Source organism: Chryseobacterium sp. 2P (assembly GCF_059579425.1).
On the sequence record NZ_CM184194.1, the window covers coordinates 4,574,451 to 4,594,222 of the forward strand.

The window sequence follows — 19,772 nt, forward strand, 5'->3', positions numbered from 1 at the left end:
AATGCTCCGAAAAATTATTTCATAATCAAGGATCTGTTTAAACAGGTTTTATAATAAATATCTGAACTGTTAAAAATCTGAGCAGAACAAAAACACTTTTTAAAATATCATTTTTACCGTTTTATCATTTGTAAACAAATCATTCCGAAATCATCACATTACTTCCTTTTGTATGTGCATTCATCTGTGGCGCGTAATAATTCTGGATCGTGGTAATTCCGTTTGAGAATATTCCGGATGCATTGGCAACGTAATCGTATTCGAAAACATACTTCCCTTTCGGCATCTGTTCAATATAGAAATTAGTGGAAGCATCTTTGGTCGACTGATAATAGCCCAAACCATTTTTCCACTGATACCCTGAAAGGACGTCCAAAGGCTCAAATCCTGCAGCTCTCATGTCTTTGATGTGAATGAATTCCATCGGTCGGTCGGTATTTAAGATCATTCGTACCGTCACTTTATCGCCAACTTTCAATGGAGTTTCCGGAGTGATTTTCTGCAATTCTTCCCCATTCACGGTTTTTATTTTTCTGTACAGCTCTTTGGTTATGGACAGATAATTTTCAGAGGATTTGATCTTATCCAGATCTTCGTAATATTGCCAGAACAAACCTCCCTGTACAATTCCTGCGCCCGGTTTTGTGACCGTAACGGTGGCTAAATTTTTATCTAAAACATCCGATTTCACGGTAGATTTTACATAACCTGTCGCTTCAGTTTGCGGCTGAAGCTCTTTTCCGCCCCAAACAATCGTTGCTTTATCACTTTCCGCAGTCGTCCATGATTTTCCTGAATTTAAAATCGTAAAAATCACCTCTGAAGTTCCTCTTGAGCTTCCCCATGAATTCACTTCTTTCTGCGTAATCAGCCAGATTTTCAAATCTTCAATAAATTGCTGATCGTTGGGTTTTAATCTGTTAAATGCTTCCAATGCTCCTGCATGATTCACCACTTTTGAGCTGAACCAGCCCCAGTCATCAAGATTCTGTTTCCAGTACACGCCCTGCGTTTTTGAATCTACGGAAGTTTCTTTCAGGTAATTTAACAATTTTTCTGAAACTTCTTTTAAACCATAATCATTCATCAGTAAAGCGGCACGATGCAGTCCGAAGAAGGTAAAATCTGTAATTTTCATCGTTTTTACTTTCTGTTTTACCAAGGATTTTAAAGTGACTCCTTTTCCTTTTAACGGATACTGTTTTTCCCAGTAATTTCGGGTGTCGAGATAGTCTAAAGTCCAGTTATTGATTACATTTTCTTTTCCCGCACTAAGTGAAGTCGAAGTGTATTTTTCAATTTCATTATCTACGTATTTGATCAGATTGGAAACCATTTCATTCTGTTCAGAACTTTGGTAATCTTTTACGTTATCTTTCAGCCAGACATTGATTTTTCCTACATTTTTAAGAATGTACAATGATGTAGAATACGAACTCGGATAACCTTTATACCACGAAAATCCGCCATCCGGATTCTGCAGTTTCTCTAAATCTTCCCAATCCTGCTGAATTGAATTTTTCATTGAATTGACATCGAACAGCAAAGCCAGTTTCGACATCTGTTCTTCTTCATTCTTACTTTCCAGAACCCACGGTGTTTCTTCCAGTAACAACTGTTTCAGTTCCTGATTTTTTTCAAGACTGGAATTCAATAATCCTTTATTCTGATATTCTTCGAAAACCGTTTTCAGCTTCGGATTGGCTTTAAAGATTTCTGATGCCAAAACATCGGCAAACCATTTGTTAAAGATCACATCCGCTGAATTGTTCTGATCATTTTTCAGGCTCGGAAGCGCAAACATGATCTCCCAGATTGGGTTGGTCGTGAGTTCCAGCGTATTGGAGACATTGGAAATCGTGGTGGAAGTCGCATTTTTAAGGTTTTCCAGTTCAAATGTTTTGGTTTCGCCTTGTTTTACAAAAACCGGAACCGCGTCTGTTACGAGCATTCTGTTGGGTAAAACTGCAATTGCTTTCTGCTCCCCATCGGAATATTGTCCTGCTTTTGCCACCACTTTTAAAATAATGGATGAAACATTGTTTGGAACTTTTATTTTCCATGTCAAGGCTGAATTTCCGTTTTCATTTAATTCAAAGTTCTGAATGTTTGCATTTAACCCAAACTGAGACGAAATATCTTCATTGGTAAAGGCATCCAGAATCTGTAAACCTGCCGAACCGTTTAATTTTTTGTTCGTTAGGTTCGATAGCTTGGACTGGAGATTCAGTTCATCTCCTTCTCTCAAAAATCTCGGGTAATTTGGCGTTACCGAAAATTCTTTCTGCGTTATAACTTCTTTTTCCAGCGTTCCTGCTTTTGCGTCTTTCGTATGCACCAAAAACATCAGCTTCCATTTTGTCAATGCTTCCGGAGAAGTGAATTCAAAGCTTACATTGCCTTCGGAATCGGTTCTCAAATCCGGGTAGAAAAATGCGGTTTCGTTTAGGTTTTGGCGCACGGGGATTTTGGTTAAATCGCTGTTGGTTTCTACAGCCGAAATTCCTCTTTCTTTTTCATCGCCTTTCGCAATTTTTTTATGCAATTTTGGCCCTTCAAGCTCATTCAAAACCATGTCTTCGGAATAACCAGATGATCCGCCCACAAACGATAAACTTTCAGGAATATCGCCCTCATACCAATTGAAACATGGCGGTTCTATTGAAAAAGATCTTATATAAGGAACCTTTTTTGAAGCAAATCTCGCACTAAGATTATATTTAACTTTGTAAGACAATACCGCATAATACGGAACATAATGCTTTTTCCATTCAAAAGTGTTTATAGAAAACTGATCTAAAGATCTGTCATACATTGTTGCCAAGATTTCTGCTGTCAAGCTGAGCGGAGTTGAAGCATTTTTGTTATTTTCTGTAATTTTTACCGTCCATTTTTCTTTAGAACCCGGTTCAATCTTATCTCTGAAAGTAGTTGTTTTAATAATAAGAGGATTTTCGCTTTCTTTTATTTTAAGAGTAATCTCACTATGCTGTACTTCATTGTAAGCAATGATCTGAAACTGAACATTAATTTCTGAAATATTTTTATTTTTAGGAACTTCTACAATATAGTCTAAAACGCCATTTTTTAATTGCTTTATTTCAGCTATGTTGTTTCCCAGACAATCCTGTAGAAAGATATATACCAAAGCATCCGGAATTGCAGAATATACGTAGATATTGGCTTTTTCACCCCTTAAAAATCTCTTTTTTGGATCTACAACATTCAAAAATACCTTTTCTTCTTTCAATGAATTTTTATCCCAAACATTAAAGTACTGAGATGTTTCGATTAACTCTTCATTCTGACTATCATAAAGTTCCAGCTCATATCTCCCGACTTCTAATTTTCCTAAATCTAGGTTTCCTTCGACAAGCTCAGGATGACTTTGGGTTGTTAGTTGTTGGTTGTCAGTTGATGGGTTTTGATTGTCTGTTTTTGGATCATAGATTTTATCAAGAATCACTTTTTCTATTTGTACTTCTTCATCATATTCGTCCTCATCAAAATAGTCATGTGGGAACTTGGCTATAAACTCTTCTTTAGAAAATTGTGATAAATTCTGAATTTCATCTTCAAACATCTTTCTAAAAATCCTGTCTGGTGACTTCAACTTAGAAAGTTTTACATGATATGGCTTTTCAATATTCTGATTATTATAGTTCTTTGTTTCAACCTTAATTTTTATATTTTCGTCTGTAAAAGCATCTTTAATTTCTTCGGCTTTGATGTAATAAGGAACTGAAGCCACATTTATTTCAACAGAAGCCGACTGTGTTTCTCCATTGATATCCGTAACAGACGCTTCAATTTTAAAACAGTCTACCTGAAGACCTTTTAAATATGTATTTTCTTCAAAAGTTACAGAAATCGTGAATTCTCCGTTCTCATCGGTTTCGACGTTTCCAAGTATAGAATTTTCACGACTATAATCGTTTGAATAATGACTAAAAAATTTCCAGCGGATATCATTCTCTGTAATTTCATAATTTACAACTATATTACGGAGGGGAACGCCTGAAAATGATATTGCTTTTCCATTGAGTTCTAGCGTCTGTCCATGTTGATATTCTCCCTTTACGGGCTCAAAAGTAATCTCAAATTTCGGTCTTTTATATTCCTCTACAAGAAAAGTATGAAAACAGTCTGCTCCGTCCTCAATCATTAAAGCAAAGGTTCCGTTTAGTTTTCCTTTAGGCAGAACAAAACTTCCATGATAAGACCCGAATTCATTGGTTGTAAATTCCTGTGTAGAAATTTCCTCTTCGTTTCCATTCGTTAAAGCTATTTTTTGTTTTAATCCTGCAACAGCCGATTCAGTTTCGTTTTCTATTTTAGTATTAATTACCTTAAAATAAACGGTCTGTCCCGGTCGGTAAATCGCCCTGTCGGTAAAAATCTGCGGTATCGTTTTATTAAGGATATCTCTTTTCTGATCTTCTGAAAATTTTCTTCCCCATAAATCCAGAATTTGAAAATCATTGGTTTTTGGCTGATGGACAAGATATTTTCTATATGCATTATTCGCATCTGACGGAATTTTAAAAATACCTTCATCATCCGTTTTGGCATTCAGTTTTACCAAATCCTGATCTCGAAGATATTCGAAAAAAACAATTTCCTCGTTAGAAATCGGTTTTCCATTTTCACTGTTTACCAATCTGAATGATTCCGGAAAATCATTTCCATCTTTATGATGATAAATTATTTTATAATCGGATACTGTGAAAAAATAGTTTCTGACTGAATCGCTTTCAGCTAAATCTTTTGAAGAAAATTCTGCAACATATAATCCCGGAGATAAAGGTTTAATCTCCAGAGAAGTTTTCATCTCTTCATAAATTTCACAGTGAGGAAGTGTATAATGTTCTTTTCTGACAAGTGTTTTTTCAATTTCATGGTAATATTTTCCTTCGGAATAATAATCTCTTGTATGCTCAATAAAAGATTTAAAACCGCCTTTCACTTTATAAATATTCAGAATAAAATCATAAGTATTGCGATATTCTGCTACTATATGAATCGGTTTATTGCTTTGTACCTGTTCTTCAAAATTCAGTCCCAATTTAGGACTGGTCATTAAATCTTCTTTGTATTGAATTTCTTGTAAAAACGGGGATTTTGGAAACTGTTTTTTTGCCTGATCTGCAATTTCAAGAGCTTCTCTGGATTTATCATCATTCCTGTATATTGTCATGATGTCCCGCATCATTAAAACTTTGTAATCTCCGTCAATATCAGATTTCAGAATAGTCTGCAACTGTTGCATTTTATTCAATTCTTTATCTAACGAACTGAGATAGAGCAATTTTTCGTGCATAAAATACAACTTCGAATTGCCCTCATTTTCATTAATCAATACATCGTAGATTGTAAGAATCTTATTTTCATTTTCTTTCAGTTCGTTCTTCGTAAAAAAAACATCGTCTGAGAGAAAATTAATTTTTCTCATTAAATACCAGTCATGCAAAGTTTTATAATAAGCAATATCTTCCTCATAACCTCTGAAAAGCTGCCTGTACTTTTCAGTTGAAATCTTTTTAAGAGATTCTTTTTTCAGGTCGTTTTTTCTGAAACTTTCGGATATATAGTTTTTAAAGTCAAGTACAGTCCATGTTTCAATTTGAGACAAATCCTGAGAATCTATATTGGTAAGATCTTCTCCTGAAAAACTTGCGTTGAAATAATCAAGAGCAAAAGTACTGACGAGAATTTCGTACAGTATTTTTTCTTCTCCTTGTAAGGACTCTCCCGAATCATGCACTTTCTGCAGAAAATGGGAAATTCTATTATTTTCGTTATCTTCAAAATAGCGAGCATAATGTATGCCTGCAAATTCATTTCTAAGAGAAATTATAAGCTGTACCACGTTGGCTTCCATCATATTATATTTTTAATATTTTTATCGTTATTTAAGAAATTAAAATTAATCTGAATAATGAAAATGGAGAATCGTTTTCGTTTTTAAATCCCAAATTCATCTTTCTCCCAAATCCATAAATTTACGCTTGGTAATCCACAGTAAATGGCAATTTCAGGACGATTCAATTGTGATTCAAGATTAAGTTCTTTGGAATTATTCACTAATAAATTGACTTCCCTTAAATTAGGCAAAGTATTCAGCACCTTTACGTCTGTAACTTTTGTTTGGTATAAATCCAAGCGCTCTAATTTTTTTAATGCTTCTAATCCTGAAATATCATTTACCTCATAGCTTTCCAATAATGTTAACCATTTCAAATTGGGAAATTTCCAGATTTCTTTCAGATCAATTTTATTCTGAAGAGAAGATAAATCTAGTTTTTCAAGGGATGGTAAAGTTTCAATGGAAGACAAATTCTTAATTGCACTATTTCTCAAATCCAAAACTTTCAGCTTTTTCAGGGTTTTTAATTGCAGCTTCTTTATGTGTTCAAGCTTCAGAAATTCCAAATTAGGAAACTGGCTCAGCCCTTTCACCGCACAATCTTCATGACTGTAAAAACTCAATCTTTTCAGTGATTTCATTTTTGGAAGCATATTAATGTCACATTTCCCGTCACTGCTTATCTCCAAAGATTTTAAACGTTTTAAATGTTCAAATCCCGTACAATATAAATTTGATTCACTGTAGATATTTAAAAACTCCAAGTTTTTCAGATTTTCCAAATCGATAATCTTCTTTGTTTTTTCTATCCTTATTTCTAATTTTTTTAATTTTTTAAAAGTAAGAATAGATTCCACAGTCTGTAACGAAATATTGTAACCTATTTTTAAAGATTCCAGTCCTGTAAATTTTTCGATGGGATAGTTTGTGGGTTTATCCTGAGATTCATAAAACTCCAGCTCTTTCAGCTGTTTTTTTAGAGGAAACAGTTTTGAAAAAATTCGGGTATCTTTACTATCTTTTCCAAAACCGTTTAATTCAAAACTTGTCAAATTAGGAAAATGCTTAAAATAACTATGTTTTTTAATCGCTGAATCTCTAACCTCTACGCTCTGGATTTGTTTTGCAATGGATAAAAATGCATCCACATAAAACTTAGATTTATCAAATGTGAGATGATGCAACCTTTCAAATTTTTCCAGATTATCAATTTTTTTTCCTTTAAAATTGGTAAAATGTATATGATTAATATAATTTCTGATCCCTAATACATTTTTTAGATCGAGCTGCTTTTTATCTTTCACGAAAACAAAACAGGTAATTTTTTTATTAAAAGGATTTTCCAATTTCCTTATGTCTTCAACTATCGTATCATTATCGAATCCAATTTCTTCAAGCTCCTTAAGCTCAGAAATTCCTTCAAAATTTCCTATACGGCAGTTTACAAAATCAATATCCCCCACCGATTTTTTAAAGGGTATAAAAGAAATATCTTTAAACTGCGAGTCGGAAATGCTAATCCTGTAAATTGATTTTTCTTTTATTTTTCTTGGATGATAGGTGAAGGTTATTTTATCAAGATATAATACAGAAATTCCTTCTATATTGCTTATCTCCTGAATGTTTTCAATATGACAGTTTTCAATAGAAAAGCTATGGTGTCCTTTACTAACTGATGTAGGAAAGCAATTCAGCCCGCTTGCATCAAAATTCATATTAGAAAAATGAATTTCACTTGGAAAGTCTCTCGTTACCTCACAGTCATTGTTTGTGAACGTCACATTATCCAAATGAAAAGAATAACAATTCTCCAACTTCAATAATTCTGAAAAATTGGAAATGGTAGAATCGCTGACATACAATCTTCCTACATTCCTGATCCACGGCAAGATGATAGAAAAATCGTCAATTGTTAAATTTTTGAGATCTATTCTTGATCTTGCATAATCTTCCCAAGGTTCTTCCCCTAAAATTTCTTTTAATCTTTTATAAGCTTCTGATGTTTTATCTGTTTGATGATTTTCTTTCATTTTGAGTGGTTATTCTGTTTAAATATTAATCTTACTTTGCTTCTTACGGATCATTTAAATTCCAAATTCATCTTCTTTCCAGATGAAAAACATAACACTCGGCAATGCATAATAAGCTGCTATTTCGGGACGATCCAATTGTGCTTTGAGATTTAGTTTGTAATTTTTTACTGCCAAATTCACTTCTTTTAAATTCGGTAAAGTGTTCAGAACTTTCACATCTGTAACGTTGGTTTGGAATAAATCCAGACGCTCCAGCTTTTTTAAAGGCTCCAAACCGGAAATATCATCCAGTTCTTCACTTTCTAAAAATCCCAGCCATTTCAAATTCGGGAACTTATACATTTCCTTCAAATCAATATTATTCTGAATACATGATAAATCTAATTTTTCCAGAAATGGCATATTTCCAAAGGAAGAAAAATCTGTGATGTTACTGTTATACAAATCCAGAACCTTTAGCTTTTTCAAAGGTTTTAAATTCACCTTACCGACTCCTTGAAGGCTAAGAAATTCCAAATTGGGGAAACGGCTAAACCCTTTCATTTTAGAGTCATTTCCATACAAATTCAGCCTTTTTAAAGATTCTATTTTGGGAAGTGTTCTGAGATCGAACTTTTTATCATTGATGATCTTGAGAGATTTTAAACGTTTTAAATTTTCAAATCCTATAAACTTTGTCCTCGAATTAAAAATTAAAAACTCCAGCTTTTTCAGATGTCCCAAATCGAAGATCTGTTTGGTTTTTACAGTGCTTATTTTTAGCTTTTTCAATTTTTTCAACTGCATAATAGATTTTCCCGTTTTCGCAGAAATATCATAACCTAACTCTAAAGTTTCGAGTGAAGTAAATTGTCCGATGGGATAATCTGGAGCTTTCTTATCTATTTCATCGTGTTCATAAAAATCCAGACTCGTCAGCTGATCTTTTAACGGAAGTAATTTTGAGAAATTTTTTATCTCTTTACTCTCTCTAGAGAAACAGAGTGATTCAAAACTTTTCAAATTAACGAATGACCTGAAATAGTTATGTTTTTTAATCTCAGAATCTCTCATCTTCACTTTTTGAATCTGATTGGCAATAGGCAGAAAAGCATCGACATAAAATTCAGATTTATCAAATGAAAGAGTTTTAACCATTTCAAAATTTTCAAGATTCTTTATTTTTTTCGCTTTAAAATCGGTAAAGCTTAATTCATTAATATAATTTCTGAGTGAGACTGCATTTTTTAAACGAAATGGTTTTTCCGCCTTAATGAATTGACAGGTAATTTCTTTATTGAAAGGGTTTTCTAATTCTTCCTTGTTCTCAACAACCGTATCAGTAGTCATTTCAATTTCTTCAAGTTTTTCAAACTCTGAAATTCCGTTAAAACTTCCGATTCTACAGTTTTTAAACTCAATGTCTGTTACTGATTTTTTAAATGGTATAAAAGAAATATCTTCAAACTTGGAGTTGAAAATATGGATCATGTAGATTGATTTTTCTTTTACCTTGGTAGGGTTACAAGTAAAAGTTATACTGTCGAGATGTAGTGAATAAAGCCCTTTTATATTATTGATTTCCTGAATATTATCAATATGACAATTATTAATAAAAAGATGCTTATATCCTTTACCGGATGACGATATATGGAAACTGTTAAAACAACCTGCATCAAAGGTCATATTTGAAAATCGGATTTCATAAGGAAATCCTCTGTTTACATTACACTCGTTGTTTCTGAAAGTCACATTATCCAGAGTGAAACTGGAGCAACTATCTATTTTTAACAATTCGGAAAAATTGGCAATGGTACAGTTGGTAAGTTTTACTTTTGTTACTTTAACGAGGTACGGTAAAAACTTTGAAAAATCCTCAATATCGACGTCATTGAGATGTAAATATTGAAGTAAGTTATATTTTAAGTAATCTTCCGGTTTTATTCCTAAGATCTCCTCAATTTTCTGCGTTTCTTCATCAAGAACCGTTGATCTATTTATTTGATTCTCTGTATTTTCAGTACTCATCGTTTACATGTTTTTATGGTTATTATTTAATGAAAATTATTTTATTCAGCCCTTAAAACGTTTTAATAATCGCCTGATACATCTGCTTCAGCAATTGTATCAATTTCAAATTTTAATAAAAGGATCACATTTAGACCTGATCTTTATAATTTTTTAGCTCAATAGAATTCTGCAAATAAAGAATAAAAGGAAATAACAACAAAGCGGAAAAAGAAAATTTAACAACTATGGTATTGGATATATTATATCAGAGATTTTTGGACATAAAAAAAGCCCTCTTAAAAAGAGAGCTAAATCGCTGAAAATCAGCTTGTACCCCAGGCGGGACTTGAACCCGCACGCCAAAAGAGGCACAGGATTTTAAGTCCTGCGTGTCTACCAGTTCCACCACCAGGGCAGGCGTGGAGCGAAAAACGGGATTCGAACCCGCGACCCCAACCTTGGCAAGGTTGTGCTCTACCAGCTGAGCTATTTTCGCATACTGTGCGGATGAAGGGACTCGAACCCCCACGCCTCTCGGCACCAGATCCTAAGTCTGGCGTGGCTACCAATTACACCACATCCGCGTTGATTATTAAAGAAAACTTATTTTTAAAAGAACTTGTTTCGTTTTGTCGTTTTCAGTGGTGCAAAGATAGGATAAATTCTTTTACCTCCAAACTTTTCAGGAAAAAAAATTAAAATTTTTACATTTTTTTTTTCACGTAGCCTTTATTACGATTGATTTTCTTACTTTTACAGCGTTAATTAATATGATATGGAATTACAAGGAACGGTAAAGAAAATATTTGATGCTCAGACTTTTGCGAGCGGTTTCCAAAAGAGAGAAATGGTGATTCTGACGCAGGAGCAGTATCCACAACCGATAAACATAGAATTTCTGTCTGATAAGATCAGTTTATTGGATAATTTAAGAGAAGGAGAGAATGTAAAAGTAGGAATCAACATCAGAGGAAGAGAATGGGTTTCTCCACAGGGCGAAACAAAATACTTCAATTCCATTACAGGATGGAGAGTAGAAAAAGTATTTGATAATGCTTCAGAACCTACACAGGCAGCACCATCGCAGTCTGCTTCCCCGGTTTCCAACGAGAATCCTTTTGCAGATGACGAGGATGACGATCTGCCTTTCTAATACAATAGATAACACTGAAAATACAAATCCTGCTTTATCAAGTGGGATTTTTTTTGAAAATGGTTCGATTAGACGAAAACGAAATTTCATTTCCCGATCCGCAGGTTTATGACGGACATGAGGGTGTTATTGCTTTTGGCGGTGATCTTTCGATCGACAGAGTTTGGTTTGCCTATCAGCTGGGAATTTTCCCATGGTATAATCCTGATGAGGAAATTCTCTGGTGGTGTCCTGATCCGAGATTTGTATTGTTTCCGAAAGAGATTAAGATTTCAAAGTCGATGAGAAAAATTCTCAACAGGAATATTTTTACTTTTTCGGAGAATAAAAACTTCAGAGAGGTTATCAGAAACTGTCAGGAAATTAGCCGGAAAGGACAAACCGGAACATGGCTTTCGAATGAATTAATGGATGTTTTCATCAGGCTTCATGATTACGGACTGGCAAAAAGCATTGAAGTATGGCAGGATGAAGAATTGGTCGGTGGTTTTTATGGTTTACAGATTGGAAATGTTTTCTGCGGCGAAAGCATGTTTGCCAAAGTAAGCAACGCTTCCAAAGCCGGATTTATTTATTTCGCTGAAAAATACCAGAACAGCATCGAACTTATTGACTGCCAGTCTCACACAGATCACCTTGAAAGTCTGGGAGCCAGAATGATTCCTAAAAAAGAGTTTTTAAAAATTTTATACGAAAACAATGAACGCAGATAAAGAAAAATGGATCCTCCTGATTGTACTCAGCATTATTTGGGGATCGTCATTTATTCTGATCAAAAAATCTCTGGAGCATTTCAGTCCTTATCAGGTGGGCGCTTTACGAGTACTTATTGCAGGAATTATTCTGATACCTGTTGCAATTTCAAAATACAAACTGTTTCCCAAGAAGCATTTAAAATGGCTGATTTTAGCGGCTTTTACGGGGAATTTCTTTCCGATGTTTCTGTTTCCGATTGCAGAGACAAAAGTAAGCAGCAGTATTGCGGGAATTATCAACTCCATGATGCCGATTTTCGTGATCATTGTGGGCGCTCTGATCTGGAAGTTTGAAACAACAAAGAAACAGCTTATCGGGACTTTAATTAGTTTCAGCGGAGTCTGTTTACTGGCTTTTGGCGGAGACGGAGAAGGCGGAAAATTTAAACTGATTCCTATTGTACTTCTTCTTCTGGCTACTTTTTGCTATGCTTTAAGTACAACAACGGTAAAATCCAAGCTTATGGAAGTTTCGTCAACAGTTTTATCAGCTTTTGTGTTTGGATTTGTTTTATTTTTTCCTTCGTTAATTGCTTTAACATTTACCGGATTTTTCTCGACATTCAGTTTTGATGAAAGTAATCTGACGGGACTGTTTTTTGTAAGTCTTCTATCTATTTTCGGAACCGGACTGGCTATGATGATGAATTACCGTCTGTTAAAAGTTTCAACGCCATTATTTGCATCAACGGTAACTTTACTGATGCCTATTGTTGCAATCATCTGGGGAATTCTGGATGGTGAAAAGCTTTCGGTTTTACAGTTTGTGGGGGCAAGTATTATTATTGCCGGACTCATCTTTTTAAGGACAAAAACAAATGTTATCAAAAAATAAATCCTGCATTTCTGCAGGATTTGTATTGTGTCATCAGAAAATCAAATGACTAATTTTTCTTTTTAACTTTTGCCTTCGCTTTTTTAACCTCATCTTTAATGAAAGGATACTTTTTCTGCATATCCGTTACTAAAGAAGGATCAAGCTCCAGTGCATTCTGAAGAGATTCAACACCTTTCTCCTGATCTTTAAGGTTGAAATAGCAATTGCTGAGCTGATAATACAATTCGGCTCTGTTATGTGATTTTAAAGCTTCTTTTAAAACGATAATCGCTTCTTCATATTCTCCCAAAAGCATTAAAACTTCCGAGTAAGCGTACCAGTTGTAGAATCTTGAAGGTTCCACATCCACCAGCTTTTTAAGACAGGAAAGACTTTCCTCGAACTTACCTGAATCAATGAAGAGAAATGCCAATCTTTTCTGATAATCAAGATTATTTTCGTTAAGATAAGTCGCTTCTCTTGCAAAATGCAAAGCTTCCGTCATTCCGCCCATTTCCTCGTAAAGATACGACTGCTCCATCATAGCAAGATAGAACTGCGGATCTTCTCTTAAAGATTTCTGGAAAAAGTTTAAGGCAACGATAGGCTGCTTCAAAGCTTTATAACACAGCCCGATTTTATAGAAGGTAAATGCTTTGGTGTATTCCAGTTCCAGCATCTCTTCGTAAACTTCAATTGCTTTTTTATACTGCCCTAAAGCTTCATAACAGGCTGCTTTATTGGCATAAACTCCTACAGAATTGGAGTTGATCGCCAGCAAATAATCGTATCCCTTTATTGCTTCTTCGTAATTTTTTCTGTTGAAATAGAATTGTCCGTACTCGAACCACGCTACTTCAGAATAGGCAAATCCATCCAGATATTCATTCAGAAAGGCTATAGCTTCCTCACTCTTATTAAGATCTGCAAAGCACACCATGCAGTTTTCCAGCGAATATTCATCCGTAGGATCTTCTTTCAGTGCTTTTCTGTAGTGTTTAAGAGCGTTAAAAGGGTCTCCTAAATTAACATATTCGTCCGCAATAAAGTTGTGGAGGAAATTTTCTTCTTCCTTCAGCTCCAGTGCTTTTTTACAAATTTCTATGGATTTTTTAGGATTTCCTAAATTCGAATAATACTTTGCGTAGCATACCAAAAAGTCTGTGTTTTCCATTGAAGAACCTTTCAGCTCATCGATAAGGTCTTTCGCCGCATTATAATCTTCCCATTCTAAAAGAACTTCAAGTTTTTTAATCTTAATGTCCAAAGAATTGGGATGAAGCTTCAAACCGTAATTCACCGCCATATCGGCGTAATTAAAGTCTCCCAGCTCCAGGTAGTAAACAATGATGTCTTCCAATTCTTCTGTATCAAAGTAGAATTCATCATTATTTTCCATCATTTCTTCGAACTTCTTCACAAGTTCATTTCCAAAATACTCTTCCAATACTCACATCCTTCGTCGGCCAATGTCTGAATATGCTTACAAACCTCGACAAACTTTTTTAAATTAATATTACTTCTGAAATTTATGATTCAAAATGTATGCAAAGTTGCGAAATTTTTTTGACATTTATTTTCGTAAATTTCTATCTGAAAGATAGTAAAAAGATCATTATCATCAAAGAATTGTGGATAAAAAAGGAGGAGTTATTGTTAATTTAACATAATGATGAACGCTTTTTGCGAAGATTCAAATCTTCAATAATTTTTGAAGTTTTCAACTTTTAAACAAAAAAACGGAGCTAAGAAAGCTCCGCTGTTATTTCAAATTAAATTAAACTTTTAATTTTTGCGATGATATCGTCTCCTAATTTATCGGCTTCTTCCTGAGATTTTGCCTCTGTATAAATTCTGATGATCGGCTCTGTATTTGATTTTCTGAGGTGAACCCAGTTGTTTTCAAAATCGATTTTCACACCATCAACGGTAGAAACTTCTTCATTCTGATATTCTTTTTCCATTTTGGATAAAATATCATCTACATTGATTTCAGGCGTTAATTCGATTTTCTTTTTGCCCATGAAATAGCTTGGATAGCCTGCTCTCAGTTCGGAAACCGTTTTATTTTCTTTTGCTAAATGGGTTAAAAATAAAGCAACTCCAACTAAAGAATCTCTTCCGTAGTGAAGATCTGGATAAATAATTCCTCCGTTTCCTTCTCCTCCAATCACGGCATTTTTTTCCTTCATTAAGGTTACTACATTCACCTCTCCTACGGCACTGGCAAAATATTCGGAATTGTGGGTGTTTGCCACATCCCTTAAAGCACGGCTTGATGAAAGGTTGGAAATTGCCACTCCGTTTTTATTTTTCAGCAAATAGTCTGCAACGGCAACCAAAGTATATTCTTCACCAAACATTTCGCCTTTTTCATCGATTAAAGCCAGTCTGTCTACATCCGGATCAACAACGATTCCGAAATCTGCGCCTTCTTTTTTTACCAGCTCACAAATGTCTCCCAAATGTTCTTTTAACGGTTCCGGATTGTGCGGAAAATGACCGGTCGGTTCACAGTATAATTTTACCGTTTCGCAACCCAATTTATCCAAAAGCATCGGAATTGCAATTCCTCCAGTAGAATTAACCGCATCCAAAACCACTTTGAAATTTTTAGCTTTAATGGCTTCTGCATCTACCATCGGCAAGTCTAAAATCTGCTGAATATGAATATCAAAAGCATCTTCTCGTATCTCATATTTTCCCAAATCGTCCACTTCTGCATAATTGAAATCTTCGCTTTCTGCCAAAGCCAAAACCTCAGCTCCATTCTCTCCGCTGATGAATTCTCCTTTATCATTCAGCAATTTCAAAGCGTTCCACTGTTTCGGATTGTGGGAAGCGGTGAGAATAATTCCTCCGTCTGCTTTCAGTTCGGGAACCATAATTTCAACGGTGGGTGTTGTGGAAAGACCTAAATCTACTACGTTAATTCCAAGCCCCTGTAAAGTTGCCGTTACCAGAGAAGACACCATTTGTCCGGAGATTCTTGCATCTCTACCGATAACCAGGGTTAAATCTTTTTTATTTTTATTGTTCTGAAGCCAAGTTCCGAATGCGGAAGCAAATTTTACCACATCAAGCGGTGTTAAATTATCGTTTACTTTTCCGCCAATGGTTCCACGGATTCCTGAAATGCTTTTTATTAGTGACATTAAGTATGTTTTTATTTATATTCTTCTGAAACCATTTTTCCGACGTGGTTGAAATGGAATCTTTCGCAAAAATACAAATAAAACCTGTGAGTTGATTCTGAAAAATATTCCTGAATTTTTAAATAATCATTAAAAGTCATCTTATTTCAATCAAATATAATGAGGACTTATTATCTGATGAAATTACGGTAGAATGGAGAAAAGCACAACATCTTGATATCGGTTGTTTATTGAGATTGCTTCGTCATTTCATTCCTCGCAATGACAGAAAGTAATGATTATGGTAAAAAAGCTAGCCCCGATTGCAGCATTTGTCTGAGCTCATTTTAGATTTTCGGCGGCGGCAAAGCCGCCGCCGAAAATCTAAAATAGCGAGTGCGAAAAGCGGGAAACAGCTCCTGAAAAATTTATTCAAGATCTACGAACACCCACAATCTTTATCGCATCCGTTTCTTTTGGAACTGAACTTTTTCGGTGCGAAATTCTTTTTCAATATTCTGAATAAAGAGTAGCACGCGAATGCAACGATCAGTAAAACAATGATATATTGTAAAAGTAAGGAAGTATCCATTATTTTAAAATCTGATATACTATCATCGACACAAAATATGCCAAACCGGTCATCATAGCCACCTGTAAGCCAGTCCATTTCCAGCTTTTGGTTTCTCTGTAGACTACTGCAAGTGTAGAAACACACTGCATTGCAAATGCGTAAAATAAGAGGACGGAAACTCCGGTTGCAAAGCTGAAGACTTTCTCACCGTTCGGTTTTACGTCGCGTCTCATTTTATCGATTACTTTTACTTCGGGAGCATCATCTTCAAGACTGTACAGGGTAGACATGGTTCCCACGAACACTTCTCTTGCCACGAAACTTGTCAGAATTCCGACGCCCATTTTCCAGTCGTAGCCTAAAGGAGCAATTACCGGCTCAATTCCTTTTCCCATTTTGGCAAGGTAAGAATGATCCAGTTCCACATTGGTTGCCACGAACTGATCCGGCTTCTGTTTGGGTCCGAAATAGCTTAAAAACCAGATGATGATGCTCACAATGAAGATAATCTTTCCGGCTCCTGTAATGAATTCCCATACTTTGCCTAAAACCATTTTGAAATCATATGCAAAAAGTGGTTTTTTATAGGTCGGTAAATCCATCACAAGATAGGTTTTCCCTTTATTTTTGATAAATCTTTTGAGAATGGATGCGGAAAATAATGCGACTAAAAATCCTAACAGATACATTCCCATCAAGACCAAAGCCTTGTATTTTATTCCTAAAAATGTTCCGTCTGAAATAATAAGCCCGATAATGATGCTGTACACCGGAAGTCTCGCAGAACACGTCATAAAAGGTGTTACTAAAATGGTAAGCAGCCTTTCTTTTAAATTTTCTATATTTCTTGTTGAAATAACTGCGGGAATTGCACATGCCGTTCCCGAAACCAAAGGAACAATACTTTTACCATTCAGTCCGAAAGGTCTTAAAATACGGTCCATCAGGAAAACGACTCTTGCCATATATCCTGAATCTTCCAAAAGATAAAGGAAATACAGTAAAATTCCGATTTGTGGCGCAAAAACCACAATCCCGCCGATTCCCGGGATAATTCCGTTTGAAATTAATGAATTAAGCGGTCCTTCCGGTAAATGTTCTGAGGTGAAAGCGGTTAGCCATGAGAAGAAACTGTCGATCCAGTTCATCGGATATTCCGCTAAGAAAAATACACTCTGGAAAATGATTAATAAAATCAAAAGAAAAACGACGTATCCCCAGAATTTATGAACCAGTATTCTGTCTAGTTTTTCTGTTAAAAGTTCTTTGAACTGCGGTTTTTTAGAAATAACATCAGACAGAATTTTATCTGCAAACTGATATCTTCTTACCGTTTCCTGCACCTGCAGTCTTTTGGGAACCAGACTTTTGGAGTCCGGCTCGTTGATGAGTCCTACAATAGATTCCAGCTTCTCCAGATCTGTTCCCAGAGAAAGGCTCATCCACGCTTTATATTCGTTTTCAAATCCTTTGTGAAGAGATAGTTTTCTGATGAAATCTTTGTGCTCGGAAGGGGTTTCAAAAGAGATCTTTTCGGATGTTACGAATTGATTGTTGTAAACGGCTTCTTTTATTTCCTCAATCCCGATCTGTTCTTTAGCATTGGTCTCAAAAACTTTTATCCCTAAAGACTCAGATAATTTTTCAATATTGATGGTAATTCCTCTTCTTTCAGCCTGATCAATCTGATTAACCACCAGAATCATCGGAATTCCCAAATCCTGAATCTGCTGAAACAAAAGCAGTCCCCTTTTTAAGCTTAACGCTTCGAGAATGTAGATAACTCCGGCATAATTTTGCTGTTCATCAATAAGAAATTTAGAAAAAATAGCCTCATCTTCCGAACTTGGATAAATGCTGTAAGAACCCGGCAGATCGATGATTTCTACCTCTTCATTTTTGTAACTGTATGTTCCGGAATGGCTTGCTACGGTAACTCCTGCATAGTTTCCGGTCTTTTGCTTTTTATTGCTCAAAGCATTGAAAACCGTGGATTTTCCGACATTTGGATTCCCGACTAAAAGGATCTGTTTTTTGTGAGCGCTCTGCATTAATTCAATTCTTCAACAATGATATAATCTCCTTCTTCTTCACGAAGAGCAATACGGCTTTTTTCATCTCCAAATTCTACGTACATCGGACCTCGGAACGGAGCCTGATACAAAATTTTGAAGAAAGTTTCCGGAAGAAGCCCCATTTCAATGATCTTATTGGGCATTTTCAGGCTGTCGTTATCATACCCTACAATTTTTCCCAGTCTGTTTTTGGGAAATCCGCTCAACTTATGTAAATCCTTATGTTTCAAAGCCGATATTTTTGTACGTGCAAATATACGCTATTTAAATTTAATCTAAATAACGTGTGCTATGAAAAAAATCAACCCAAATGCATGAAAACATTTGGGTTGATTCAAATATAATTTAGTAAATATGAATGTTACTTTTTCTTTTTGTCTGTAGAAGCAGACTGGGTAAGCTCGATAGGATTGTTGTTGGCATTGAAGAAATCCTTATACATTTTTTCCTGCTTTTTCATCATATCTCCGATTGTCCCATCCATTCCCGGAATTGTTTTGGACATGATCTCCTGCGTCATCATTGGTCTTGCAGTAGCGAAAGGATCTTTCTTGAACTCGTTAAAGGTTTTTTCGAATTTTTCTCTCGGCATGTCGGTTACTTTTAAGCTCATGTTGGAAATTTTTTCTGCATAAGAAAGTTCTTCCCAGTTTGGCACTTTTCTGTTTCCCTGAAGCACCCATGAATAGTTTTTTGCATCATCTTCCACTTTCACGATCAGACCGGGAAGTCCTGAAAACTTATAAGGACCATCCTGAAATGGCAGTTCTGTAGTGAACCAAGCCGTCCATTTTCTTCCTCCGAATTCAGCCGTTGCTTTTTGTGCATTATAGGCTCCGATTTTTTCTTTTTCGTTAGAAATTTTCCAGTCGAATTTCGGAGTTTCCGTATATGCAATTCCCATTGGTGAAAATCCGCTTGCAATTCTTTCGATATACTGAATTTTCATATCAGGATATGTTTTCACCACTTTTTCTGAGAATTTCGGCATTCTGATAGACTTGGACATATCTTTAAATACTCCCGATTTCTGCATTGCTTCAATCTGAACTTTCATGATAGAATCCTGAGCAAGCATCGTATAATCTCTGTAAATTGATCTGTCTTTTACGATATCTAAAACCGTCATTACCTTTTCCAGTTTTGCAGAATCACTTTTCGGCTTGAAAGTAAGTTCATAAAAAAACCGGTTGGCAGTTTCTTTAGAGTCTTTGTCCTGTGCACTTACCAATACAAAAAATGCAACCAGAAACATTGAAAATAGTTTTTTCATTTTAAATAGAATGTTTATACAATTAGTTATCGGTTTCAGATTTTTGTTACAGATTTTTTTAATTTGTTGCTGAAGTTTCTTTTATCAAATAAAAAACCAGCCT

Annotated in this window: 11 protein-coding genes and 3 tRNA genes; 3 read left to right on the forward strand and 11 right to left on the reverse strand. The window is 35.2% G+C overall.

Features of this window, described 5'->3' with window-relative positions; genetic code table 11:
• Window positions 1–139: 139 nt before the first annotated feature.
• The 6 genes from AC52CF_RS20960 to AC52CF_RS20985 form a co-directional block, all read right to left on the reverse strand.
• The gene (locus AC52CF_RS20960) at window positions 140–5,884 is read right to left on the reverse strand and encodes an alpha-2-macroglobulin family protein (RefSeq protein ID WP_496517639.1); all 5,745 of its coding nucleotides are present in this window, start codon (window positions 5,882–5,884) and stop codon (window positions 140–142) included.
• A gap of 80 nt (window positions 5,885–5,964) precedes the next feature.
• Window positions 5,965–7,896 (reverse strand): leucine-rich repeat domain-containing protein, encoded by a 1,932-nt coding sequence (locus AC52CF_RS20965; RefSeq protein WP_214587847.1) that lies wholly within the window; start codon window positions 7,894–7,896, stop codon window positions 5,965–5,967.
• Window positions 7,897–7,950: 54 nt separating this feature from the next.
• Complete coding sequence (locus AC52CF_RS20970) at window positions 7,951–9,906, reverse strand: leucine-rich repeat domain-containing protein (RefSeq protein ID WP_214587846.1); 1,956 nt, start codon at window positions 9,904–9,906, stop codon at window positions 7,951–7,953.
• A gap of 313 nt (window positions 9,907–10,219) precedes the next feature.
• Window positions 10,220–10,303: transfer RNA gene (locus AC52CF_RS20975), tRNA-Leu, on the reverse strand.
• 5 nt (window positions 10,304–10,308) lie between these two features.
• Window positions 10,309–10,384, reverse strand: a tRNA-Gly gene (locus AC52CF_RS20980).
• A 6-nt stretch (window positions 10,385–10,390) separates the two neighbouring features.
• Window positions 10,391–10,472 (reverse strand) — tRNA-Leu (locus AC52CF_RS20985).
• A gap of 191 nt (window positions 10,473–10,663) precedes the next feature.
• On the opposite strand from AC52CF_RS20985, the gene AC52CF_RS20990 reads away from it, so the two are divergent.
• The 3 genes from AC52CF_RS20990 to AC52CF_RS21000 are packed head-to-tail and all read left to right on the forward strand — an operon-like array spanning window position 10,664 to window position 12,631.
• A complete protein-coding gene (locus tag AC52CF_RS20990) occupies window positions 10,664–11,041 on the forward strand; it encodes a DUF3127 domain-containing protein (protein WP_076391131.1) in 378 nt (125 codons plus the stop codon).
• A 59-nt stretch (window positions 11,042–11,100) separates the two neighbouring features.
• Window positions 11,101–11,754: a leucyl/phenylalanyl-tRNA--protein transferase gene (gene aat, locus AC52CF_RS20995; RefSeq protein WP_375181418.1), complete on the forward strand. Its 654-nt coding sequence runs from the start codon at window positions 11,101–11,103 to the stop codon at window positions 11,752–11,754.
• On the forward strand, window positions 11,741–12,631 hold the full coding sequence (locus AC52CF_RS21000; protein ID WP_375181419.1) for a DMT family transporter: 891 nt from the start codon (window positions 11,741–11,743) through the stop codon (window positions 12,629–12,631). Before aat ends, AC52CF_RS21000 begins: the two co-directional genes overlap by 14 nt.
• Window positions 12,632–12,680: 49 nt before the next feature.
• Here AC52CF_RS21000 and AC52CF_RS21005 read toward each other — a convergent pair whose 3' ends face one another.
• The 5 genes from AC52CF_RS21005 to AC52CF_RS21025 all read right to left on the reverse strand — a co-directional run bounded on the left by AC52CF_RS21005 (window position 12,681) and on the right by AC52CF_RS21025 (window position 19,669).
• Window positions 12,681–14,060, reverse strand: coding sequence for a tetratricopeptide repeat protein (locus tag AC52CF_RS21005; protein WP_375181420.1), 1,380 nt, complete (start codon window positions 14,058–14,060; stop codon window positions 12,681–12,683).
• 325 nt (window positions 14,061–14,385) lie between these two features.
• Window positions 14,386–15,768, reverse strand: coding sequence for a phosphoglucosamine mutase (gene glmM, locus AC52CF_RS21010; protein WP_214587842.1), 1,383 nt, complete (start codon window positions 15,766–15,768; stop codon window positions 14,386–14,388).
• 570 nt (window positions 15,769–16,338) lie between these two features.
• Entirely contained in the window at window positions 16,339–18,372 is a 2,034-nt protein-coding gene (gene feoB / locus AC52CF_RS21015) for a ferrous iron transport protein B (RefSeq protein WP_214587841.1), read from the reverse strand.
• Complete coding sequence (locus AC52CF_RS21020; protein ID WP_214587840.1) at window positions 18,372–18,626, reverse strand: FeoA family protein; 255 nt, start codon at window positions 18,624–18,626, stop codon at window positions 18,372–18,374. The genes feoB and AC52CF_RS21020 overlap by 1 nt, the downstream gene beginning before the upstream one ends.
• Before the next feature lie 131 nt (window positions 18,627–18,757).
• The gene (locus AC52CF_RS21025) at window positions 18,758–19,669 is read right to left on the reverse strand and encodes a GLPGLI family protein (RefSeq protein WP_290264011.1); all 912 of its coding nucleotides are present in this window, start codon (window positions 19,667–19,669) and stop codon (window positions 18,758–18,760) included.
• Between the last annotated feature and the right edge of the window lie 103 nt (window positions 19,670–19,772).

Bases quoted from the DNA above. Each gene is read 5' to 3' on its own strand.
- glmM (WP_214587842.1), bottom strand. From the start codon at position 15,768: ATGTCACTAATAAAAAGCATTTCAGGAATCCGTGGAACCATTGGCGGA.
- AC52CF_RS20965 (WP_214587847.1), bottom strand. From the start codon at position 7,896: ATGAAAGAAAATCATCAAACAGATAAAACATCAGAAGCTTATAAAAGA.
- aat (WP_375181418.1), top strand. From the start codon at position 11,101: ATGGTTCGATTAGACGAAAACGAAATTTCATTTCCCGATCCGCAGGTT.
- AC52CF_RS20990 (WP_076391131.1), top strand. From the start codon at position 10,664: ATGGAATTACAAGGAACGGTAAAGAAAATATTTGATGCTCAGACTTTT.
- feoB (WP_214587841.1), bottom strand. From the start codon at position 18,372: ATGCAGAGCGCTCACAAAAAACAGATCCTTTTAGTCGGGAATCCAAAT.
- AC52CF_RS20970 (WP_214587846.1), bottom strand. From the start codon at position 9,906: ATGAGTACTGAAAATACAGAGAATCAAATAAATAGATCAACGGTTCTT.
- AC52CF_RS20960 (WP_496517639.1), bottom strand. From the start codon at position 5,884: ATGATGGAAGCCAACGTGGTACAGCTTATAATTTCTCTTAGAAATGAA.
- AC52CF_RS21025 (WP_290264011.1), bottom strand. From the start codon at position 19,669: ATGAAAAAACTATTTTCAATGTTTCTGGTTGCATTTTTTGTATTGGTA.
- AC52CF_RS21000 (WP_375181419.1), top strand. From the start codon at position 11,741: ATGAACGCAGATAAAGAAAAATGGATCCTCCTGATTGTACTCAGCATT.